This window comes from Lentzea alba (genome assembly GCF_047445655.1).
Classification (GTDB): domain Bacteria; phylum Actinomycetota; class Actinomycetes; order Mycobacteriales; family Pseudonocardiaceae; genus Lentzea; species Lentzea alba_A.
On sequence record NZ_JAJAEG010000035.1, the window covers coordinates 26,499 to 47,839 of the forward strand.

General features: G+C 68.0%; 20 protein-coding genes and 2 tRNA genes. 14 read left to right on the top strand and 8 right to left on the bottom strand.

The window, feature by feature from the left end:
• Window positions 1-138: 138 nt before the first annotated feature.
• Window positions 139-867, bottom strand: coding sequence for a DUF4191 domain-containing protein (locus LFM09_RS40820; RefSeq protein ID WP_414102008.1), 729 nt, complete (start codon window positions 865-867; stop codon window positions 139-141).
• An 85-nt stretch (window positions 868-952) separates the two neighbouring features.
• Between LFM09_RS40820 and LFM09_RS40825 the strand changes: the two genes are divergently transcribed.
• The 4 genes from LFM09_RS40825 to LFM09_RS40840 all read left to right on the top strand — a co-directional run bounded on the left by LFM09_RS40825 (window position 953) and on the right by LFM09_RS40840 (window position 4,988).
• Complete coding sequence (locus LFM09_RS40825) at window positions 953-3,022, top strand: ATP-dependent DNA helicase UvrD2 (RefSeq protein ID WP_414102009.1); 2,070 nt, start codon at window positions 953-955, stop codon at window positions 3,020-3,022.
• A 142-nt stretch (window positions 3,023-3,164) separates the two neighbouring features.
• On the top strand, window positions 3,165-3,407 hold the full coding sequence (locus tag LFM09_RS40830) for a hypothetical protein (protein ID WP_414102010.1): 243 nt from the start codon (window positions 3,165-3,167) through the stop codon (window positions 3,405-3,407).
• Window positions 3,408-3,505: 98 nt separating this feature from the next.
• Window positions 3,506-3,829: a WhiB family transcriptional regulator gene (locus LFM09_RS40835; protein ID WP_414102011.1), complete on the top strand. Its 324-nt coding sequence runs from the start codon at window positions 3,506-3,508 to the stop codon at window positions 3,827-3,829.
• Between the two features lie 286 nt (window positions 3,830-4,115).
• Window positions 4,116-4,988: a class I SAM-dependent methyltransferase gene (locus LFM09_RS40840; protein ID WP_414102012.1), complete on the top strand. Its 873-nt coding sequence runs from the start codon at window positions 4,116-4,118 to the stop codon at window positions 4,986-4,988.
• Between the two features lie 473 nt (window positions 4,989-5,461).
• On the opposite strand, the gene LFM09_RS40845 is transcribed toward LFM09_RS40840, so the two are convergent.
• The 4 genes from LFM09_RS40845 to LFM09_RS40860 form a co-directional block, all read right to left on the bottom strand.
• The gene (locus LFM09_RS40845) at window positions 5,462-6,037 is read right to left on the bottom strand and encodes a hypothetical protein (protein WP_414102013.1); all 576 of its coding nucleotides are present in this window, start codon (window positions 6,035-6,037) and stop codon (window positions 5,462-5,464) included.
• A gap of 85 nt (window positions 6,038-6,122) precedes the next feature.
• Window positions 6,123-7,433: an ABC1 kinase family protein gene (locus LFM09_RS40850; RefSeq protein WP_414102015.1), complete on the bottom strand. Its 1,311-nt coding sequence runs from the start codon at window positions 7,431-7,433 to the stop codon at window positions 6,123-6,125.
• A complete protein-coding gene (locus LFM09_RS40855) occupies window positions 7,430-8,230 on the bottom strand; it encodes a TOMM precursor leader peptide-binding protein (protein ID WP_414102016.1) in 801 nt (266 codons plus the stop codon). Before LFM09_RS40855 ends, LFM09_RS40850 begins: the two co-directional genes overlap by 4 nt.
• A 45-nt stretch (window positions 8,231-8,275) precedes the next feature.
• Window positions 8,276-8,431, bottom strand: a complete 156-nt coding sequence (locus LFM09_RS40860) for a DUF5679 domain-containing protein (RefSeq protein WP_169774275.1) — start codon at window positions 8,429-8,431, stop codon at window positions 8,276-8,278.
• Window positions 8,432-8,625: 194 nt separating this feature from the next.
• On the opposite strand from LFM09_RS40860, the gene LFM09_RS40865 reads away from it, so the two are divergent.
• Window positions 8,626-9,153, top strand: coding sequence for a M48 family metallopeptidase (locus LFM09_RS40865; RefSeq protein ID WP_414102017.1), 528 nt, complete (start codon window positions 8,626-8,628; stop codon window positions 9,151-9,153).
• An 819-nt stretch (window positions 9,154-9,972) separates the two neighbouring features.
• Here LFM09_RS40865 and LFM09_RS40870 read toward each other — a convergent pair.
• The gene (locus LFM09_RS40870; RefSeq protein WP_414102018.1) at window positions 9,973-11,316 is read right to left on the bottom strand and encodes a zinc-dependent metalloprotease; all 1,344 of its coding nucleotides are present in this window, start codon (window positions 11,314-11,316) and stop codon (window positions 9,973-9,975) included.
• 44 nt (window positions 11,317-11,360) lie between these two features.
• Between LFM09_RS40870 and LFM09_RS40875 the strand changes: the two genes are divergently transcribed.
• The gene (locus LFM09_RS40875; RefSeq protein WP_414102019.1) at window positions 11,361-12,440 is read left to right on the top strand and encodes a PDZ domain-containing protein; all 1,080 of its coding nucleotides are present in this window, start codon (window positions 11,361-11,363) and stop codon (window positions 12,438-12,440) included.
• A gap of 88 nt (window positions 12,441-12,528) precedes the next feature.
• Here LFM09_RS40875 and LFM09_RS40880 read toward each other — a convergent pair whose 3' ends face one another.
• Complete coding sequence (locus LFM09_RS40880; protein ID WP_414102020.1) at window positions 12,529-13,068, bottom strand: PPA1309 family protein; 540 nt, start codon at window positions 13,066-13,068, stop codon at window positions 12,529-12,531.
• 94 nt (window positions 13,069-13,162) lie between these two features.
• Here LFM09_RS40880 and LFM09_RS40885 point away from each other — a divergent pair, with 94 nt between their 5' ends.
• The 3 genes from LFM09_RS40885 (at window position 13,163) to LFM09_RS40895 (ending at window position 16,644) form a co-directional block, all read left to right on the top strand.
• The gene (locus tag LFM09_RS40885) at window positions 13,163-16,165 is read left to right on the top strand and encodes a UPF0182 family protein (protein WP_414102021.1); all 3,003 of its coding nucleotides are present in this window, start codon (window positions 13,163-13,165) and stop codon (window positions 16,163-16,165) included.
• A 51-nt stretch (window positions 16,166-16,216) separates the two neighbouring features.
• Window positions 16,217-16,290, top strand: a tRNA-Met gene (locus tag LFM09_RS40890).
• Between the two features lie 280 nt (window positions 16,291-16,570).
• Window positions 16,571-16,644: transfer RNA gene (locus LFM09_RS40895), tRNA-Ile, on the top strand.
• Window positions 16,645-16,716: 72 nt separating this feature from the next.
• Here LFM09_RS40895 and LFM09_RS40900 read toward each other — a convergent pair.
• On the bottom strand, window positions 16,717-16,920 hold the full coding sequence (locus tag LFM09_RS40900) for a hypothetical protein (RefSeq protein WP_045311201.1): 204 nt from the start codon (window positions 16,918-16,920) through the stop codon (window positions 16,717-16,719).
• Window positions 16,921-17,306: 386 nt separating this feature from the next.
• Between LFM09_RS40900 and LFM09_RS40905 the strand changes: the two genes are divergently transcribed.
• The 5 genes from LFM09_RS40905 (at window position 17,307) to ftsX (ending at window position 21,325) form a co-directional block, all read left to right on the top strand.
• Window positions 17,307-17,807, top strand: coding sequence for a PadR family transcriptional regulator (locus LFM09_RS40905; RefSeq protein WP_030470382.1), 501 nt, complete (start codon window positions 17,307-17,309; stop codon window positions 17,805-17,807).
• Window positions 17,808-18,032: 225 nt separating this feature from the next.
• Window positions 18,033-19,133 (top strand): peptide chain release factor 2, encoded by a 1,101-nt coding sequence (gene prfB / locus LFM09_RS40910; RefSeq protein ID WP_414102022.1) that lies wholly within the window; start codon window positions 18,033-18,035, stop codon window positions 19,131-19,133.
• Window positions 19,109-19,522, top strand: a complete 414-nt coding sequence (locus LFM09_RS40915) for a hypothetical protein (RefSeq protein ID WP_414102023.1) — start codon at window positions 19,109-19,111, stop codon at window positions 19,520-19,522. The genes prfB and LFM09_RS40915 overlap by 25 nt, the downstream gene beginning before the upstream one ends.
• A 171-nt stretch (window positions 19,523-19,693) precedes the next feature.
• Entirely contained in the window at window positions 19,694-20,383 is a 690-nt protein-coding gene (ftsE, locus tag LFM09_RS40920) for a cell division ATP-binding protein FtsE (RefSeq protein WP_086666930.1), read from the top strand.
• A gap of 39 nt (window positions 20,384-20,422) precedes the next feature.
• Complete coding sequence (gene ftsX, locus LFM09_RS40925; protein ID WP_414102024.1) at window positions 20,423-21,325, top strand: permease-like cell division protein FtsX; 903 nt, start codon at window positions 20,423-20,425, stop codon at window positions 21,323-21,325.
• Window positions 21,326-21,341: the final 16 nt, after the last annotated feature.

The window sequence follows — 21,341 nt, forward strand, 5'->3', positions numbered from 1 at the left end:
AGCGTTTGAGCAATAACGATTCGCGCATTCCGCGCCGCAGACCACGCACATGACGAAGAAAGCCTCTCCGATCACCCCGCGGCGGCGGTGGTAATGGGAGAGGCTAACTCAGATCGGGCTGGAATATACCTAGAAGATTCAGCGGCGGCGCAGGGTGCGCTGGACGTTGCGCATCTTCGCGCCCGCCGGCATCGGGCCCTTGGGCAGCGCGGCACCGCGGTTGGCGAGCGCGGCGAGGCGGGTGTCGAGCGTCTCGACCTGCGCGGCGGTGATGTTGCGCGGGAGCTTCATCAGCACCGACTGCAGCTTCTTCAGCGGGACCTGGCCCTCTTCGGTGCCGATGATGAAGTCGTAGATCGGCGTCTCGCCGATGACGCGCGCGATGCGCTTCTTCTCCTGCGCGAGGAGCGGCTTCACCCGGTGCGGCGCGCCCTCGGCGACGAGGACCACACCAGGACGGCCGAGCACGCGGTGCACGGCGTCGAGCTGCGTGGTGCCCGCGACGGCGGGGGTGACCCGCCAGCGGCCGCGCAGGTTCTCCAGCGCCCACGCGCCGGCGCCCGGCTGGCCGTCCGCCTTGCGGAAGACGTTGCTCTGCACCCGGCGGCCGAAGATGATCACGGCCAGCAGTGCGCCGATCGCGACGCCCAGCGGCACGAACATCCAGACCGCGTTGAAGACCAGTCCGAGGACCACGGCGATCGCGGTGACGCCGAGGACCGCGCCCAGCATCAGCGGAATGAGCGCCTTGTCCTCGCGGCGTTGCATCTTGAACGCCTCGAAGATCTGCTTGCGCCGTTCGCGTGAAGCCGCGCGACGAGCCTTCGCCGCTTCCTTGGCAGCCGCCTTGTCCTGCTTTCCAGCCATACCCACCAGGATACGTGCCCAGAAAAATCGGACACAGCGGTCTCTTGTAACGAGCACGGATCGGCCATCTGCGAGACTGCGGGGCATGGAGGCGTTGCTGGAGGGTCTTGATCCGGAACAGCGCGCAGCGGTGGAAGCACCGCGCGGCCCGGTGTGCGTGCTCGCGGGCGCCGGTACCGGAAAAACGCGAACCATCACGCACCGCATCGCGTACCTCTGCCAACGCGGCCACATCGCTCCGTCGCAGGTCCTCGCCGTCACGTTCACGAAGCGCGCCGCGGGGGAGATGCGCACCCGTTTGCGTTCTCTCGACGTGCACGGCGCACAGGCCGTGACGTTCCACGCTGCTGCCTCGCGCCAGCTGCGCTACTTCTGGCCGCGAGTCGTCGGCGGTCCGCGCTGGGAGCTGGTCGACCAGAAGATCCGCGTCGTCGCCCGCGCCGCCTCCCGGCTGGGGCTGCCGACCGAGCCCGACGCGCTGCGCGACCTCACCAGCGAGATCGAGTGGGCCAAGGCGTCGCTGCTGACGCCGGAGGACTACCCGGCGGCGGCCTCGCGCGCGGCGCGGGACATCCCGGCGCCCGCCGAGCAGATCATGAAGCTCTACACGGTCTACGAGCAGCTCAAGAACGAGGCGCAGCTGCTCGACTTCGACGACCTGCTGCTGCACACCGCCGCCGCGCTGGAGGACAACGCGGAGGTCGCGCAGGAGTTCCGCGACCGCTACCGCTGCTTCGTCGTCGACGAGTACCAGGACGTGACGCCGCTGCAACAGCGCGTGCTCGACTCGTGGCTCGGCGACCGCGACGACCTGACGGTGGTCGGCGACGCGAACCAGACCATCTACTCCTTCGCGGGCGCCTCGCCACAGCCGCTGCTCAACTTCGGGCGCCGGTTCCCCGAGGCCGTCGTCGTGCGGCTGGAGCGCGACTACCGGTCGACGCCGCAGGTCGTGGCGCTGGCCAACGACGTGATCAAGTGGGCGCGCGGGCGTCCGGCCGGCTCGCGGCTGCAGCTCGTCGGGCAGCGGCCGGAAGGGCCCCTGCCGCGGTTCCACGAGTTCGACGACGAACCGGCCGAGGCGGACGCGGTCGCGCGGCGCATCAAGACGCTGCTCGACGAAGGCGTCGCGGCCTCCGAGATCGCGATCCTCTACCGGGTGAACGCGCAGTCCGAGGTGTACGAGCAGGCGCTTGCGTCCTTGGGCATCCCGTACCTGGTGCGCGGCGGCGAGCGGTTCTTCGAACGGGCCGAGGTCCGCCAGGCGATGATCTCGTTGCGCGCGGCGGGCGACGTGTCCGGCTCGCTTCCCGAGGTCGTTCGCTCGGTGCTGGCACGGGTCGGCCTGACCGACGAGCCGCCGACCGGTGGCTCCGCGCGGGAGCGCTGGGAGTCGCTGCTCGCGCTGGTCGAGCTCGCGGAGGAGTTCGTCGCCGCCGTGCCCGGCGCCGACCTGCCGCGGTTCTGCGCGGAACTGGACGTGCGCGCCGAGGCGCAGCATCCGCCGACGGTCGAGGGCGTGACGCTGGCGTCGCTGCACGCGTCGAAGGGCCTGGAGTGGGACGCCGTGTTCCTCGTCGGGCTGGTCGAGGGCACCATGCCGATCCAGTACGCCGACGGCGACGAGGCGAAGGTCGAAGAAGAACGCCGCCTTCTGTACGTAGGCGTGACGCGAGCGCGTGAGCACCTCTGGCTGTCGTGGGCGTTGTCGCGCGCGGCTGGTGGGCGCAAGTACCGCCGCAGGTCGCGGTTCCTCTACAGCCTCGTACCGGAGAACCACCCGGCTGCCCGAGTATCTGCCGGTGCGCAGCGGCCTCCTCTGATGAAGAAGGAAAAGCCGACGTGCCGGGTATGCGCGTCGACGTTGATCGAGGCACAGGCCGTGAAGCTCGGCCGTTGCACGTCCTGCCCGTCCGATGTGGACGAGGAGCTGCTCGAGTCGCTGCGGCAGTGGCGGTCGGCGCGGGCGCGGGAGCTGAAGGTGCCCGCGTACGTCGTCTTCACCGACGCCACGCTGATGGCGATCGCGGAGCAGCGACCCACGGATTCGGCCGGACTTGTGGCGATCTCGGGCATCGGCGCCTCGAAGCTTGATAAGTTCGGCGACGATGTGTTGGGCCTGGTCCGGGCGGGTGTCGGGTACTCCGCCACCTGATCGGGACAAGTTTTGTTAAATAGGTTGCGAGCCCCTGGGACGGGGTCATAACCTGCTCATGCCGGGTCCGGAGGACCCGTCTGGGGAAGAAGAACTACTACTAGCTCTCGACAGCAGAGCTCTCTTGGTGGAGGTGACCGTTGTGAAGATCTTCAACATCTCTCGCACGCTCGGCCTCCCCGTGTCCGAGGGCCTCTGCATGTCCGCAGCCGAACTGACCGTGTGGCAGAAGTCTGCCCACAGGTCGACGGCCCTGCTGGGTCGCGAGCGCGGCACCGGACTGACCAACGAGCAGCCGATCGTGCTGCCGGTCGTCGTCGATGTTCCTAACTACACGAATGCGCTGTCCGCGCATCAAGTGAGAAGGCTCCTGCCGACCCCATAGGGGGGTCGAAGGACCACCAGGCTCACGAAAGCCGCGGACTCGCACAGAGTCCGCGGCTTTCGTGTTTTTGCAGTACCCCACACAAGGAGAAAACCCTGATGTTGACCGCGACTGTCCCGCTCACCGGCGAGACACTTCCGGACCTCGCGGACGGGCTTGACCTGCCCTGCCGCACCCACAACCCCGACCTCTGGTTCGCTGACGCGCCGGCCGACCTCGAGAAGGCGAAGTCCTTCTGCGGGACCTGCCCGGTGCTGGCGGAGTGCCTCGCCGGCGCGATCGCCCGTCACGAGCCGTGGGGCGTCTGGGGTGGAGAGATCTTCGAGCGCGGTGTCGTGATCGCGCGGAAGCGGCCGCGTGGCCGTCCGCGCAAGGACGCGGCAGCTGTTGTCACTGCTGACAAGACGGAGGCGGCAGCGTGAACACCGTGCAGCTCAGCCACAGCGCAATTCCCGCCTACCTGAACGAGGGCCTGACTCAGATGTCTCTGCAAGAAGAACTCGTGCGAATACGAATACAAGAAGCCCAGAGGGTCGCGGAAGAGCAACGCGTGGCGACCCGACTCGCGTCAGCGCAACGTTGGCGCAGGTTGGCGCGATGGGCCGGTCGCAGAGCGGCTCGCTTCGACCTCTGACAGTCTCGAGCTGAGGCCGTCATCCACGAGAAGGTGGATGGCGGCCTCGGCCGTTCCTCCGTACCGTTCCCTTTGTGCCGCACCACACCCACGACGGAATCGACTGGTCCGCTCGGTTGAGCGGGATGAGGCGCTACGGCGCCCTGCAGGAGGAGGCGCTGTCCGCGGTCGCCCGCAGACTCGTCGCCCTGCTGCCCGACTCCCCGGTCGTGATGGACGTCGGCTGTGGAGCCGGCTCCATGAGCGTGCCGCTGGTCTCGGCGTTGCGCGACCACGGCGGTGGCGTCCTCGTGCTGGTCGACGCCACACCCGAGTTGTTGGACGCAGCCTGCGCCGCGGCGCGTGCCGAAGCCGACGGCGCCGTGTCGGTGAAGCCCGTGCTGGCCGACCTCGCCGCCGAGGATCCGCTGACTTTCGCAGGCCCGGTCGAGCTCATCTGGGGCTCGCGGGTGATCCACCACCTTCCTGATCAGTTGCGCGGTGTGCGCCGCCTGGTCTCGGCGCTCGCTCCCGGCGGCTGGCTGGCCCTGGCCGAGGGCGGGCTCGAAACCCGCTTCCTGCCGTGGGACCTCGGCGTCGGCGAACCCGGCCTGCAGGACCGCATGGCCGCGGCCCGCGCGGAGTGGTTCGTGTCGATGCGCGAGGGCATGACCGGTTCCGTGCGGCTACCCGTCGGCTGGAACGTCGCCCTGGCCGACGCGGGCCTCGGTGAGATCAGCGCCTTCAGCTTCGTCGTCGATCACCCGGCCCCGGCCAAGCAGCAGGTGCGCGACTGGGCCGTTGACCGGCTGGGTTGGCTCTCCGAGATCACCTCGTCGCGCCTGCACGCGTCCGATCGCGATGCGCTGCGCCGGCTCCTGAACCCCTCCGACTCCGAGTACGTTGGGGCTCGCGAGGACGTGTTCCTGCTGGAAACCGACACCGTCCACCTGGGACGACGGCGGTGACGGCCTGCCACAGATGCGGGCGGTCGCGTGCCTCCGTTTCCGACCTGGAGTTCCTGGCCTGGTCTTCGGAGCGGACGGGTGGGTCTGTTCGGTGGCTTTGTCACGTGTGCGCGAAGACGCACGTTCGGGACATCGAGGGCAAGCTGCCGGACGAGTACTGGCGCTGACTCACCGCGATCTCGGTCGCTCTCGCCGCGGTCGGATTGGTGAGGGCGTGGCGAGTTCGGGGTTCGGTGTGGCGGGCGCCGGTGACCGAGTGCTGTGGCGGTGTCGGTCGGCTGCCGTTGGCGCGTCAGGTTCCGGCGCTTGGTGTCGGTGGTGGATCGGACCGCTGGTCCAGGCCGCGTATGCCCCTTCTGACCTGCGCGTGTCCACGCCGGTCGGTCAACTGACGTTGTGCTGGGCCGGCGCGTGTGGTTCGGCCCTCTGTGACTGGATCGTGGCGGAGGGGTTGGCTGGCCGCCGTTGTCGCCTCAGGGGCCGGCGCTTGGCGTCAGCGGTGAACCGGCCTGCGGATACAGGTGGCATAAGGCCTTCCTGACCAGCGCGGATCCTCGCCGGCTGCTCAACCTCAGCTCCTCGTGGAGATCAGCAGGCGAACACAGCCGTGCACCCATCACCGCGTCGAGGAGCTCCACGACCGCGCGCGGGTTCGTCTCCCGGCGAGCCAGGTCGACAGTGGCCCGGGCCGGGGCGGCAAGCCTCAAACCGTGGCGCTCCACGACGCCCGGCGGCCTGCACGTGCGTTCGAGAAGAATCCACGGATGCGCTCTTCGCGCATCCTTTCCCACGAGCACGTGAATGTGCCGGGGGAGGGGCAGGACAGCGCCTTGCCGAGTCAATGCGTCCGCGCCTGTGATCACGGAATCAGGGCCTGCGAATGAGAGCACGGCTTTCAGGCGGTCCAGCCGGGTCGGCGGCGACGGCTTCTGCAGAACAACGCCGGGCAGCAGCTGCTGCCACGGCCCGGCGGGCGTGCAATGACGGTGGATCTCCCGTGTGGAGAGTCCGGATTTGCGCAGGTCAGCGGTGGTTGCAATGGGTGACATGGGTCCATCTTGGCCTGCCCGCCAGACCGCAAAGGGGGCTCAGCGCAAACCTGTGGACAACTCGGCGAGGGTTCACTCGGACGAGTTAGTCGTCGAATCCCGGCTGCCAGCGCGCGACGATTTCGCGTGCGGTGACGTGGGCGTCCAACTGGCAGAGAATGCCCGTCGCGCCCAATGTCACGCGGTGAATCAGCAGGTACTGAGGGGGCAGGTTCAAAGAGCGGCCCGTTTGTGAGTCCGGGCTGCGCAGATCGCCCACGCGTTCTGCCTGCGACTGCAGCCAGCGGCGGGTGAAGTGGAACGACTCGGTGCGCAGCGGTTCGACGAACGGCGCCAGGTAGCCGAGGACGTCCTCGCCGTCCAGGGACATGCCCTCGCGGATGAAGTTCTCGGTGCGCAGGAGCTCCACCAGGTCGGCGGAGCGGCCGTCCAGGGCCAGCCTGGTCATCAGACCGAGCGTCTTGGGCAGGCCGTCGGGGAGACGGGCCACGGCGCCGAAGTCGATCACGCGCAGGCGGCCGTCGTCGCCCAGCATGAAGTTGCCGGGGTGCGGGTCGGCGTGCAGCAGGCCGGAGCGCGAGGGTGCGGAGAAGTGGAACTCGGCCAGCAGCTGTCCGGCCAGGTCGCGGTCGTCGACGGAGCCCTCGCGGATGATCGTCGAGAGCGGCGTGCCGGACGTCCACTCGGTGACCATGACCTTGGGGGAGGAGGCGACGACGCGCGGGACCACGACGTGCGGGTCGTTCTCGAAGGCCTTCGCGAACGTGCGCTGGTTCGCGGACTCGTCGCGGTAGTCGAGCTCCTCCAGGTACCGGTCGCGCAGCTCCTCCAGCAGCGGGCGCACGTCGGTGCCGGGCATGATCGCCTGCAACAGCCGTGAGAAGCGCAGCAGCTGCTTGAGGTCGGCGCGCAGGGCCTCGTCGGCGCCGGGGTACTGGACCTTCACCGCCACGTCCCGGCCGTCGTGCCACACGGCACGGTGCACCTGGCCGATGGACGCCGATGCGGCCGGGTCGTCGTCGAACGACTTGAAGCGCTTCGTCCAGGACGCACCGAGCTGTTCGGCGAGCACGCGGTGTGTGGTGCGGGCGGGCATCGGCGGGGCCGCGGTCTGCAGCTTCGTCAAGGCTTCGCGGTACGGAGCGGCGAGCTCGTCCGGTACGGCGGCCTCGAACACGCTCAGCGCCTGGCCGAACTTCATCGCGCCGCCCTTGAGCTGACCGAGCACCGCGAAGACCTGTTCTGCGGTCTTGGCCGTCACCTCGGCGTTGACCTCGTCGGCCGCGCGTCCGGTCAGTCGCTTCCCCCAGCCACCGACAACCCGGCCGGCCACCCCGAGCGGGAGGCTCGCCAGCTTGGCGGTGCGCTGCACGGCCTTGCGCGGAATCTCGGTCACTCGGTCATGTTATGTGCGGAGCACTGACAGTCCGGGTGCGGATACCAGCTTCGCCTCTCAGCTTCCCCGGTCACCAGGTCCAGCTCGACAGTGGCGTTCAACACGGGCGGAGGGGCCTGCTCGCGGCCGCGGACGTAGATCAACGACTCCAGGATCTGCGCCACTGCCAGCGCGGCCGTTCCGGACGCGAACAGCACGTCGGTGGAGGCCGGTTTGCCGGCCAGCTGGGTCGCGATGGCGGGCCACGCCGGATCTTGGTCGGTGCGGTGGAGGTCCGCGCAGTTCAGGCAGCTCGTGCGGCCAGGCAGGACCAAGGGCCCGACGATGCCCACGCCCTCACGCACGCGCACGGCCAGATGCGGCGTGCGGAACGCCATCAGCGTGTTCACGACGTTCGGATCGGGCACGAGGGTCGCCGCGAGCACCACCAGATCGGCGGCGTGGGCGAGCCGGACGCCCGATTCAGCTAGAAGCGAAGTAATTGCCAGCGCAAGGTGGCTGCTGCCGTGCACGGAGGCCGTCGCGCCCTCCAGCCGTGAGCTCTCTTCGAGCAGACCGGCGTCTTCCAGCGATGTGAGAACGGCGGTCAACTGGGCGGGGTCCTCACCACGTTCACGGAGTCTTTCACCCAGTTCAGTGACGGTGTGGCGGCCGTCGATGGCGAGTAGCTGATCGATCAGGGCCTCGGACAGCGAGTCGATCACCACGGCGTGCTTCGGGTCGGTGCCGACCTGCACGACACCGGGGCCGCGGCGCACCACGGGCAGTCCACTACGCACGCGGGGTCTGTTGTCCACAAGAGAAAGACTGGCAGGGGGCGAGGCCCCCTGCCAGCGGAAACGTCAAACCTTGGCCTTGCCGAGGATCCGCGTCATCTTCGTGCCGCAGACTGGGCAGGTGCCCTTCGCCATGCGCCGGCCGTTGGTCTCCTCGACCTTGCCGTCGAAGTCGCGCTTCTCCCGACACTTGACGCAGTAGCCGTTGTACTTCTCGGCCACAGCCCCTCCCTTGCAGTTGTGAGTGCGGACACACTCGGGGACCTTGGCGCGACGGTACCTGGGCGGGGCGGCGAATCCGCGCAGGTTCATCCGCGCGTGTCCAGCCGCCGTTCGGTGGAACTTGGACCACCGCCTGCGGGCGTGCGGCCGGTTGGGGGCCGAAAATTGTCGGTGCCGCCGTTTACGGTGACTCCATGGCCGAACCGCGGGTGGAGGTGCGGCGGAGCCCCCGGCGCCGCCGCATGGTCAGCGCGTACCGGGAGGGCGACACCGTCGTCGTCCTTCTGCCGGCACGGATGACCAAGGGGGAAGAGAAGCACTGGGTGGCGGAGATGTTGAGCCGCCTCCAGCGCAGTGAGACGCGCAGGAGATCCCCTGCGCGAACGTCGGACGAGGCGCTGATGGCGCGCTGTGCCGAGCTGTCGGCGCGCTACCTGGACTCGCTCGCCGACCCCGTGAGCGTGCGCTGGGTACCGCCCATGCGCACGAGGTGGGCGTCGTGCACGCCCACGGAAGGCACCATCAGGGTCTCCGAGCGCCTGCGAGAGGTGCCGCCCTGGGTGCTCGACTACGTGCTGGTGCACGAACTCGCGCACCTGCTGGTGCCAGGTCACGGCAAGGACTTCTGGGAGTGGGTGCACCGCTACCCGAAGACCGAACGGGCCATGGGTTACCTCGAAGGGCTGTCGGCAGCGGCCGGGCTCGGCATCACGGAGGACTGAGAGAGATGGGCAGGAGGCTGGTTCGCGCGGCATGGCTCGTGTACGGACGGGCTGAGCTGCTCTTATCCCGCTAGTAGCTGACCCTGTCGGGCGCGCCGCGAGCGCCCGGTGGGGGTCGGCACCCTTGAGCCTGACTGGGCGCGCCGTATGCGCCCGATGGGTCGGCGTACGTCAGCGTGACTGGGCGCCGCACGCATCCTGATCGGCTCTGGAGCGCCGCCGGACGCGCCGCACGGCGATACCGGCAATCAGCAGGAACTTTTCGCGAGGTTTGTCGCACGTCGCGCATCGCGCGGCGTGTCCGGTGATCGCGTGGGCGCCTTCGCGAGGTTTGTCGCACAGCGTGTCTGGCGCAGGAATTCTTCACGAGGCTTGGCACGCGCCGGATGGCATGTCTGGTGATCGCGAGAGAGCCTTCGTAAGGCACGCCGCACGGCATGTCCGGTGATCACCAGGGAGCCTCCGCGGGGCTTGTTGCGCGCTGGGTGGCATGCCGGTGGTCGCCTGGGTGCCTGCGTGGGGCTTGCCGTGCGTCGGACGGCGCGTCTGGCGATCGCGGTAGAGCCTTCTCGGGCTTGTCACCCGCCGGGATGGCATTCGGCGATGACCCAGGTGCCTTCGCGGTGCTTGTCGTGCGTCGGACCGCATGTCCGGTGATCGTGCGGGTGCCTTCGCGGGGCTTGTCGCGCGTCCGGTGATCACGAGGAGCCCTGCGCGAGCTTGTCCGCGTGCCGCACGTGCCGTGAACCCGTCACGCCCCGAGAAAGGCTCGGGCCGGGCGCGCAGCGCGCACCCGGCCCGTGAGTCGAACTCGGCGGATCAGCCTTGCTCGGGCTTGCCGTTCTCCGGCTTGCCCTCGTCCTCGGACTTGCCGCCGCCCTCCGCCTTGCCCTCGCCCTCGCGCATCGTGCGCTCCAGCTCGGCGATGGGGTCCTCCAGCGCCTTGCGGGTGTTGGTGAGGCGCTCGGCGAACTCCAGCGGGTCGTCCAGGTCCTCGGCGGTCGGGACGAGCTCGGCGTGCTCCCACACGCTGTCGCGCACCTCGACGCCGTGCTGGTCGCCGATGAGCTTCCACAGCGCTGAGGCCGCCCGCAGCTTGCGCGGGCGCAGCTCCAAGCCGACCAGCGTCGCGAAGGTCTGCTCGGCCGGGCCGCCTGAGGCGCGGCGGCGGCGCAGCGTCTCGCGCAGGGCGGGGGCGCCGGGCAGGCGGTCGGCTACGGCGGCGTCGACCACGACGTCCACCCAGCCCTCGACCAGGGCGAGGAGCGTTTCGAGGCGGTTGAGCGCTGCCTTCTGCTCCGGGGTGGTCTGCGGTTCGAGCAGGCCGGAGCTCATGGCCTCCTCGATGGAGGCCGGGTTCGACGGGTCGATCTGGCCGGCCAGCTGTTCCAGGGCCGAGGTGTCGACCTTGATGCCCTTGGCGAACTCCTCGACGGTGTCGAGCAGGCGCTGGCGCAGCCACGGCACGTGGGTGAACAGGCGCTGGTGGGCTGCCTCGCGGGCGGCGAGGAAGACCATGACCTCCGAGGCCGGGCGTTCCAGGCCCTCGGTGAACTTCTCGATGTTCGCGGGCAGCAGTGCGGCGGTGCCCTCGGGGCCGAGCGGCAGGCCCACGTCGGTGGAGGTGAGGACCTCGGCACCGAGCTGGGCCAGCGCGTTGCCGAGCTGGGAGCCGAACGCCATGCCGCCCATCTGGCCGAGCATCGACAGCAGTGGGCCGGCGGCCTGCTTCGCCTCGGCGGGCATGGCCTCCACCCAGGCGCCGGACATGCGTTGTGCGACCGGGTCGCACAGGCGTTGCCAGGTGGGGATGGTGCGCTCGATCCAGTCGCGCGCGGTCCACGCCTGCGTGGTGCGGGTGCCCGCGGGCAGCGAGGTGACCGGGTCCAGCCACATCTCGGCCAGGTGCACGGCGTCGGTCACCGCGCTCGACTGGTCGGCGGCGAAACCGATCGTCGTCGCCTGCGAGGAGAGCTGCTGGAAGGCGATCTGCTTGGCGAGGTCGTAGTTGACCGGCCCGCTCGACGTCCCTGCGCTGCTCAGCATCGCGCCCAGCTGGCTCAGCATGTTGCCCAGCTGGCTGAAGTCGAACGGGTTGTCCCCCGGCTTCCCGCTCTTGTCGTCGGGGTCGTGCGGGCTGAACCCGAACGGCACGTCACTCATGCCTCTACCGTACGCGGATAGACATGGTCGTACGCTGTTCAGCCGTGAGTGAAACCGTCACGACCGCACCTCCACCCGCGCCCCCGCCGAGGGAGCGCGGACTGACCCGCCGGACGTGGACGCTGATCGTCAGCTTCCTAGTGGTGGCGGCGCTCGGACTGCTCGGCGGTTTCGCCAGAGTCCCGTACGTCGCGCTGGGCCCCGGCCCGACCTACGACGTGCTCAGCCAGGTCAAGGACGCCGACGTCGTCTCGGTGGAAGGCCAGAACACGTTCCCCACCAAGGGGACCCTGCGCATGACGACGGTCTCGCTCACCGATGACGTGTCGTTGTTCGGCGCACTCGGGCTGTGGCTCTCCGGCCGTTACGCCCTCGCGCCGCGCGAGGAGTTCTTCAAGCCCGGCGAGTCGGAGGAGGAGGTGCAGAAGAACAACGAGCTGGCGTTCAGCGAGTCGCAGACCTCCGCGGAGGTCGCCGCGCTGCACTACCTCGGCTATCCCGGCAAGGTGATCGCGAACCAGATCACCAAGGGCAGCCCCGCCGAGAACGTCATCCCGCTCGGCGCGCGCCTCATCTCGGTGAACGGCAAGCAGGTGCAGAGCTCCGCCGACGTGACCACCGCGCTGGAGAACACCAAGCCCGGCGACCGCATCGAGGTGGCCTTCGAGAAGGACGGCACCTCGAAGTCGACCCAGCTCACCCTCGGCACCCGCGACGACGGCCGCCCCGCCGGGTTCATCGGCATCTCGCCGGTCGACCGCGCCGACGTGCCGTTCAAGATCAAGATCAGCCTGTCCGACGTCGGTGGCCCGTCCGCCGGTCTGATCTTCGCGCTGGCGATCGTCGACAAGCTGACGCCGGGCGAGCTCAACGGCGGCAAGTCGATCGCGGGCACCGGCGAGATCACCGGCGACGGCACGGTGAAGCCGATCGGCGGCATCGCCTTCAAGATGGTGGCGGCCAAGGAGGCTGGTGCGACGGCGTTCCTCGTGCCTGCCGCGAACTGCACCGACGCCAAGCAGCAGGCGCCGGAGGGCCTGACCCTGATCAAGGTCGAGAACCTCAAGGACGCGGTGACGTCGCTCGAAGCGCTGACCTCGGGCAAGTCCACGCCGAGCTGCTGAAACTTCCGCTTCGGGCGAACAAACAACACGAGATCACAACCCCGGCGCGATCAAGCGCCGGGGTTGTGCCAGCCTGAGGGTGTGACAGCTAGGGCCGCAGCGTGGCGAGCAGGGCGTCGGTGAGGTTGGGCGCCAGCTCGGGGTGCTCGACGAACTCCTCTGGCACCTCGACCGTTCCGCGCAGCCGCAGCACGCAGGAGACCGAACCGTCCCGCAGCACCGCGGCGACGAGCCGGGCCTCGCGGCGCGCCGGGTGCTCGGCGGCGAAGCGGCGGGCGGCCTCGTCGTCCAGCTCGCCGTGCTGCAGCTCCGTCTCGGCGTCCGGCGGCAGGACCACGATCTCCTGGGCCAGTGCGCACCCGGTCACGGCCGGGGGCCACTCGATGCCCGCCAGCGCGTCGCCCAGATCGCCTTCCAGGGCGTCCTGGGCGATCGGGGTCAGCGGTGACGACTCCGGATCGAGCTGGTCCCGCAGCTCCGGCTGCTGGTCGAGCAGGTCTGAGGTGGCCACGAGGGCGAAGAGTTGCGGTGGCTGCTCCCAGCCGCCTGCCGCTACGAACTGCTCTACCTCGCGGGCGACCGTCGGGAGGATGACCGCTGGCGTTTCACTCGCTGACACGCATGTCATCGTAAGACGGCGCTCTTCACGGGAACCCAGGGCGTCGTCCGTAGAGTTGGACTAAACGTACGTATCGAAATACCGCGATCCAGGAGCGTGCCTCGTGGCCACACGGCCTCCAGTCGGACTGCCGAAACTGTCCCGACGCAGCCGAATCCTGCTCATCGTCGGTGTCGTGCTCCTGTTCGGTCTCATCACGGGATCGCGGCTGCTCGACACCTACGTGAACTGGCTGTGGTTCGGTGAGGTGGATTTCCGCAACGTCTACAGCACAGTGCTGCTCACCCGACTGGGGCTGTTCGTCGCCATCGGGGTCGTGGTCGGCGGCATCGTCGCGCTCAACCTGTACCTCGCGTACCGGGCGCGCCCGGTGTTCGTGCCGGTGTCGGGGCCCGATGACCCGGTGGCCCGCTACCGCACGGTCGTGATGCGGCGGATGAGGTTGTTCGCGATCGGCATCCCCGTGTTCGTCGGGTTGATCGCCGGTGCGTCCGCGCAGGCCGACTGGCAGCAGATCCAGCTCTTCCTCAACGCCGAGCCGTTCGGCGTGACCGACCCGCAGTTCGGGCACGACATCGGCTTCTACGCGTTCCAGCTGCCGTTCTACGAGTGGCTGCTGTCGTGGGCGTTCATCGTGACCGCGGTGTCGTTCATCGGCGCGGTGATCGCGCACTACCTGTTCGGTGGCATCCGGCTGGCCGGCCGCGGCGGGCAGCTCTCCGGCCCCGCGCGGCTGCACCTGGCGCTGGTCGCGGGCACGTTCGTGCTGCTGAAGGGCGTCGCGTACTTCTTCGACCGGTACGAGCTGCTGCTGCACGAGAACGAGAAGTTCGTCGGCGCCAGCTACACCGACCTCAACGCGGTGCTGCCGGCCAAGCTGATCCTGCTGTGCATCGCGGTCTTCTGCGCCGTCGCGTTCTTCGCGGGCGCGTTCATGCGCAACGTGCAGCTGCCCGCCATCGCGACCGTCCTGCTGGTGCTGTCGAGCGTGCTCGTCGGCGCGGCGTGGCCCGCGGTGCTGGAGCAGTTCTCGGTCAAGCCGAACGCCATCCAGAAGGAAGCCGAGTCGATCACCCGCAACATCGCGGCGACACGGCAGTCGTTCGGGTTGACGGACGACAAGGTTGAGACGAAGCCCTACGAGGGCAAGCAGAACATCAACAACGACCAGATCAAGATCAACGACGCGGCGACGCTGGGCAACATCCGCCTGCTCGACCCGGCGGTGCTGTCGCGGACCTTCACGCAGTTCCAGCAGCTGCGGCCGTTCTACGGGTTCCCGAACAAGCTCGACGTCGACCGGTACACAGTGGACGGCAAGCTGCGCGACTACATCGTCGCGGTGCGCGAGCTCAAGCTCGACAGCCTGCCGCAGGGTCAGCGCGACTGGATCAACCAGCACCTCATCTACACGCACGGCAACGGCTTCGTCTACGCCGAGGCGAACAAGGTCAACGCCGTGGCTGACCAGACCAACGGCGGCTACCCCGAGTTCAAGACCGGTGAGGTCGCGCCGGACGGCAGCGTCCGCAACGCCGACAACGGCATCAAGATCGACCAGCCGCGCACGTACTACGGCGAGCTGTTCGGTCAGAACGACTACTCGATCGTCGGCGGCCGCCCGGCCGGTTCGGCGGCGGAGTACGACACGGACGCCAAGTCCTACACCTACACCGGTTCCGGTGGTGTCCCGATCGGGAACCTGCTCGACAAGCTGGCGTTCGCGGCCTACTACGGCGAGCGGAACATCCTGTTCAACCAGTCGATCGCGGACGACTCGAAGATCCTGTTCAAGCGCACGCCGCGAGACCGCGTGGAGGCAGTCGCGCCGTGGCTGACCGTGGACAGCGACCCGTACCCGGCCGTGGTGAACGGCCGCATCACGTGGATCGTCGACGGTTACACCACGCTCGACAACTACCCGTACGCGCAGCGCACCCCGTTGAGCGACGCGACCAACGACTCGCTCACCGCGGACGGCGTGGTCGTCTCGCAGATCAACAAGCCCGTCAACTACATCCGCAACTCGGTCAAGGCCACTGTGGACGCGTACGACGGCACCGTGAGCCTGTACGCGATGGACGAGAAGGACCCGGTCCTCAAGGCGTGGATGGGCGTCTTCCCCGGCACGGTCAAGCCGAACAGCGACATCAAGCCCGAGCTGCGGCAGCACTTCCGCTACCCCGAGGACCTGTTCAAGGTGCAGCGGCAGATCCTGTCGAAGTACCACGTGTCGTCCCCGTCGGACTTCTACTCCGGTGTCTCCTACTGGCAGCCGCCGCAGGACCCGACGATCGACAACGTGACCACGGCCGAGGCGCAGAAGAACGAGGCGAGCAAGCGCCGCGACGCCCAGCCGCCGTTCTACGTCCTCGCCGGTGACCCGAGCGACTCCAGCAAGGTCCGCTTCCAGCTGACCAGCCCGCTGGTGCGTGAGAACCGGGAGTTCATGGCGGCCCACGTGTCAGTGGGATCCGATCCGGACAACTACGGGAAGATCAGCGTGCTGCAGCTGACGCAGGACGCCAAGGGCCCGCAGCAGATCCAGACGCAGTTCCTCACGTCGGACAACGTCAGTCGCGAGCTCAACCTGCTGGCACAGCAGAAGACGACAGTCGTCTACGGCAACCTGCTGACACTGCCGGTGGGTGGCGCGTTGCTCTACGTCGAACCCGTCTACATCGAGCGGGCGTCGAACAACACGTCGTATCCGCAGCTGTCCAAGGTCCTCGTCTGGTACGGCGACCGGGTCGGCTACGCGTCCACGTTGAGCGAGGCGCTGGACCAGGTGCTGAGCGGTGCCGGTTCGGTCGCGCCACCGCCGACCGACAACAACGGCAACGGCAACACCACCACGCCGACGTCGCCGACCACGCCGGGCAACGGGTCGTTGAGCCCTGAGCTGCAGAAGGCGGTCAACGACATCGACGCGGCGCTTGCCGACATCAAGAAGGCCAACCAGAACGGTGACTTCGCCGCGCTCGGCCAGGCGTACCAGCGCCTGGAGGAGGCGTCGAGGCGGTTCAAGCAGTACAACACCGCGGCTGCCGCACCGCCGGCGACGCAGCAGTCGACGACTGTGCCCAGCCCCACACCGTCTGGCTGACCTCTCGATTTGCTTTAAGTGCTCCGCCCCGCGTAAGGTTCTAATTACCGACGCGGGGTGGAGCAGCTCGGTAGCTCGCTGGGCTCATAACCCAGAGGTCGCAGGTTCAAATCCTGTCCCCGCTACAAAGTTGGGAAAGTCCTGTCTGCGGAGATCGCAGACAGGACTTTTTCGCGTTTCACATTGGGGGCGGAGCCCCCAAACCCCACCCTGGGGGCAAGCCTTCAGACCCCCGCGCTCGGCTCGCCTTCGGCGTCGCGAGCGATCATCTGGGATAGCCGCGAATGCCTGCCAGTCTCGATCTGGCCGCTGACCTGCGGAAATCGGGTTAGTGGGGGGTGGTGAAAATGGGGTTTCCGGAGGGTGTACAGTTCTCCTTACAACAGCAAGACAAGCTAGAAGCGGCGCGGGGTGGAGCAGCTCGGTAGCTCGCTGGGCTAATACCCCTGGGGTCGCAGTTACAAATCCTGGCCCCGCTACTACACAGAAGGCCGTAACAATCTGGTGCCGGCCTTCTGCTTATTCCCGATCAGTGCGAACTGCTCGGTCTTTCAGGTCATGTTCTCCGCCCAGTACTGGGCGCACAGCATGCTGGAGCAGATGCGGCCCTCGCCGTTGACCGTGCGGTGCTTGCGGATCTGTTTGCCGCACACCATGCACTCGTCCTTGCCGGCCTGCTCCGGGATGCCGCCCGTCATCCACGCCACCGTGTGCGCCGCCACCTTCTTGTGGTCCAGCCACTTGATGTTCTTCATCGTCCCCGACCTCCGTGTGTGTCGCCCGCCTGCTGGCAATGATCATTTTCCCGGACTTGAGGGCCGTGGAAAGAGGTGTGCGCGGACATCACCAGGTCGTGCGACGAACGCTCACGTCCGTCCATACGGGTGGCTTCGGCCGGTGAGAGTCGTACCGCCGATCGAGTGAGAGCGGGTGACTTTCGTTTCTGCGAAAGGCTTTTTCCATCCGGGATGGACACGGACGGTCAAGCGGCCAAACGCGTGAGGCGTGGAAACTGCCGCTTACTCAGCGAGACTTTTCGTTGCTCCGCATGGCCCATCAGACTAGCCCGGTGATCAGCCACTGTGGACAGAACGGCTGACCATTGTGGACAGCTTCCCCCAGACGTGGGAACGTTGTCGTTGTGTCAGACCTGAATGCGACCGCAGCCGCCCTGCTCGGGCTGCTGCACGACGGACCCAAGACCGGTGGCCAGTTGGTGGCGGAGGCCGGAGACCGCTTCGGCGCGTTCTTCAGCGTGACCCGCTCCCAGGTGTACCGCGAGCTGCCCGCGCTGGCCGATCAGGGCCTGCTGCGACTCGGCAAGCAAGGACCGCGGTCCAGCCAGCAGTACGTGCTCACCGCGGCGGGCAAGAAGGCCTTCAAGAACTGGCTGCTGTCCGAGCCCGGCCCGGACCACCTCCGCAGCCCGCTCATCCTGCGCCTGGTGCACGCCGGCTCGCTGACCGCGAAGCAGCGCGAGTCCCTGATCACGACCGCGCGTTCGACGTACGGTCAGGAGCAGGAGAGCGCGAAGAGCGCGGCCAAGACGGCGGAGGACCCCTACGCCAAGGCGGTGGCCGAGTTCGGCCTCGCTCACGCGAAGGCGGTTCTCAAGCTTCTGGACGCCATCCCCACGGCTTGAGCGCGACCGGCCTCGGGCTGACGCCGGTCGCTTCCGGCGCCCAGTAGGGCACCTCGCGGCACCGGCCCCGCGCCCCCGTGTGTCCAACACGAGGACGCGGGTCGGCACCGCGATGCACCCGCCTGGACGTCGAAAGCGCGCGACGCCAGCCCGAGGCCACCACGCAGAGAGCGCCAGCGAAGCACCGGTCGCGAACAGTGACCGGTGCTGGCGTAATCTTTTTGCGTGAACCCGGACGTCGAAGCAGACATCAAGGACCTCTCCGCCACCCTTTCCAGCATCGAGGCGGTGATGGACCTCGATGCGTTGCGCGCCGCGGTCGCGGACCTGGAGGAGCAGGCTGCCAAGCCGGACCTCTGGAACGACCAGGAGAAGGCGCAGCAGGTCACCAGCCAGCTCTCCCACAAGCAGGGCGAGCTGCGTCGTGTCACCGGCCTGCGCGAGCGCCTGGACGACCTCCCGCTGCTCTACGAGCTCGGTGAGGAAGCCGAGGACGCCGACGCGCTGGCCGACGCCGACAACGACCGCGCGAAGCTGCGCGAGGAGATCGCGGCGCTCGAGGTTCGCACGCTGCTGTCCGGCGAGTACGACGAGCGCAACGCGCTGATCACCATTCGTGCGGAGGCCGGTGGTGTCGATGCCGCGGACTTCGCCGAGATGCTGCTGCGCATGTACTCGCGCTGGGCCGAGCGCCACGGTTACCCCGTCGAGGTCTTCGACACCTCCTACGCGGAAGAGGCGGGCATCAAGTCCGCGACGTTCCGCATCAGCGCCCCGTACGCCTACGGCACGCTGAGCGTCGAGCAGGGCACGCACCGCCTCGTGCGCATCTCGCCGTTCGACAACCAGGGCCGCCGCCAGACGTCGTTCGCCGGCGTCGAGGTCGTGCCCGTCGTCGAGCAGACCGACCACGTCGAGATCGACGAGAAGGACCTGCGCGTCGACGTCTACCGCTCGTCCGGCCCCGGTGGCCAGGGCGTCAACACGACCGACTCGGCGGTGCGCCTCACGCACATCCCGACCGGCATCGTGGTGTCCTGCCAGAACGAGCGCTCGCAGCTGCAGAACAAGGCCACGGCCATGAACGTCCTGCAGGCCAAGCTGCTCGAGCGCCGCCGGCAGGAGGAGCAGGCCAAGATGGACGCCCTCAAGGACTCCGGCTCCAGCTGGGGCAACCAGATGCGTTCGTACGTGCTGCACCCGTACCAGATGGTCAAGGACCTGCGGAACAACCACGAGGTCGGCAACCCGTCCGCGGTGCTGGACGGGGAGATCGACGACTTCCTCGAGGCCGGCATCCGGTGGCGCAAGCAGAGCCAGGCGTAACGCCGGGCAAGTTCCGCGGCCTCTGCTTCGAGGCGGCGCGCCGCACCGGCGGTGAGGTGGTGCGGTGGTCGATCCCCGAGGTCGTGCCGAACTACCACGAGGTGCACATCGAGTACCGCGACCTGCGCGGCACGATCGTGGTGCTCTGGACGGCGGCGGGTGATGTGGCGCTGACCGCGTCGCCCGAGCCGTTGCCACCTGTCGAGTTCCTCGACGACGTGGCGCTCATGGCCGTGCTCGCGGAGTTGTCGAACGACATCCGGGTGCGCACCAGGGACGAGTTGGAGATGCCGTTCAAGGCGGCGGAGTGGCCGGATCTCGACCCTCGCGACGTGCGCTACTGGCGGCCGGAACGGGTCGGCGACGTCCTCTTCAACTTCTGGGACTGAACGATCTGAGGCGAAGCGCACGTTCGGCCGCTCAGATGGCCCGAACGTGCGTTTTTCTGCACCGGTTGTGCCGGTTCGGCCACGCCGTGTGGAGGGTCAGAACCGCCTTTCCGGGGCCCGAAGTTAACCGGAACGGGGGCTTTACCCCGGCCATGGGTAGACTCGCGCCTCGTGATTCGTCTCGAACACGTTTCCAAGGTCTACAAGACCTCCACGCGTCCTGCGCTCGACGACGTGTCCGTCGAGATGGAGAAGGGCGAGTTCGTCTTCCTGATCGGGCCCTCGGGCTCCGGCAAGTCGACGTTCCTGCGCCTGCTGCTGCGCGAAGAGGTGCCGACCAGGGGACGCGTCTACGTGTCCAACTTCGACGTCGCCAAGATGTCGCGGCGCAGGGTCCCCCGCCTGCGTCAGTCCATCGGCTGCGTGTTCCAGGACTTCCGTCTTCTGCCCACGAAGACGGTTGCCGAGAACGTCGCGTTCGCGCTCGAGGTCATCGGCAAGCCCCGCAACACCATCGTCAAGGTGGTGCCCGAGGTGCTGCAGCTGGTCGGCCTCGACGGCAAGGAGGACCGGTTCCCGACCGAGCTGTCGGGTGGTGAGCAGCAGCGCGTTGCGATCGCCCGTGCGTTCGTGAACAGGCCGTTGGTGCTGATCGCCGACGAGCCGACCGGAAACCTGGACCCCGACACGAGCCAGGACATCATGTTGCTGCTGGAGCGGATCAACCGCACCGGCACGACCGTCATCATGGCCACCCACGACCACGGCATCGTCGACTCGATGCGTCGTCGTGTCGTGGAGCTGGCGTACGGCAAGGTCGTCCGCGATGACGCGCGCGGCGTTTACGGCGTTGGCCGTTAAGCGTCCCTAACCCCCGACCCCCAAGGAACCCCGCCCCCGATGCGTACAAGCTTCGTGTTCAGCGAGGTCGTCACCGGACTTCGCCGGAACGTCACGATGACGATCGCGATGATCCTCACGACCGCCATCTCGCTCGGGCTGCTCGGCGGTGGCCTGCTCGTCGTCCGCATGGTCGACAAGATGCAGGCCAACTACGCGGACAAGCTCGAGGTCTCCGTGCTGCTGACGAACGACGTCAGCGCCAACGACAAGGACTGCACCCAGCAGCCGTGCGCGGGTCTGCGCGCCGATCTGGAAGCGACCTCCGGTGTCGAGACAGTGGTGTTCCAGAACCGCGACGAGGGCTTCGAGCGCTTCAAGCGGATCTTCGAGGCCCAGCCCGAGCTGCTCAAGCTGGCCAGGCCGGAGGCGATTCCGGCCACGTTCCGCGTCAAGCTGGAGGACGCCGAGCGCACCGACGTCATCAAGCAGGCCTTCGAGGGCAAGCCGGGCGTCAAGGGCGTCGACGACCAGGGCAAGTTCCTGGAGCGGTTCTTCGAGGGCCTCAACGGTCTGCGCGACGTCGCGCTGATCCTCGCGCTCATCCAGGCGTTCGCCGCGTTGCTGCTGATCTCGAACACCATCCAGGTGTCGGCGTTCACCCGCCGCGTCGAGGTCGGCATCATGCGACTGGTGGGCGCGACCCGGTGGTACACGCAGCTGCCGTTCCTCATCGAGGCGGTCGTCGCGGGCATCATCGGCTCGGTCACCGCGGTCGCCGGCCTGGTGCTGTTCAAGGCGTTCTTCCTGGACCGGATCACCAGAAACCTCACGGAGTCGGGCATCATCCCGCCGATCGGGTACCTGGACATCCTGCTGGTGTCGCCGTGGCTGTTCCTCGTGGCGATCGTCATCTCGGCCAGCACGGGATACGTGACGCTGCGTCTCTACGTGCGGCTTTAACGGTTGTACTGACCAC

What these genes read in the sequence shown, in the direction of transcription:
- LFM09_RS40820 (WP_414102008.1), bottom strand. Translation starts at nt 867, where the DNA reads ATGGCTGGAAAGCAGGACAAGGCGGCTGCCAAGGAAGCGGCGAAGGCT.
- LFM09_RS40825 (WP_414102009.1), top strand. Translation starts at nt 953, where the DNA reads ATGGAGGCGTTGCTGGAGGGTCTTGATCCGGAACAGCGCGCAGCGGTG.
- LFM09_RS40835 (WP_414102011.1), top strand. Translation starts at nt 3,506, where the DNA reads ATGTTGACCGCGACTGTCCCGCTCACCGGCGAGACACTTCCGGACCTC.
- LFM09_RS40845 (WP_414102013.1), bottom strand. Translation starts at nt 6,037, where the DNA reads ATGTCACCCATTGCAACCACCGCTGACCTGCGCAAATCCGGACTCTCC.
- LFM09_RS40865 (WP_414102017.1), top strand. Translation starts at nt 8,626, where the DNA reads ATGGCCGAACCGCGGGTGGAGGTGCGGCGGAGCCCCCGGCGCCGCCGC.
- LFM09_RS40870 (WP_414102018.1), bottom strand. Translation starts at nt 11,316, where the DNA reads ATGAGTGACGTGCCGTTCGGGTTCAGCCCGCACGACCCCGACGACAAG.
- LFM09_RS40880 (WP_414102020.1), bottom strand. Translation starts at nt 13,068, where the DNA reads ATGACATGCGTGTCAGCGAGTGAAACGCCAGCGGTCATCCTCCCGACG.
- LFM09_RS40900 (WP_045311201.1), bottom strand. Translation starts at nt 16,920, where the DNA reads ATGAAGAACATCAAGTGGCTGGACCACAAGAAGGTGGCGGCGCACACG.
- ftsX (WP_414102024.1), top strand. Translation starts at nt 20,423, where the DNA reads ATGCGTACAAGCTTCGTGTTCAGCGAGGTCGTCACCGGACTTCGCCGG.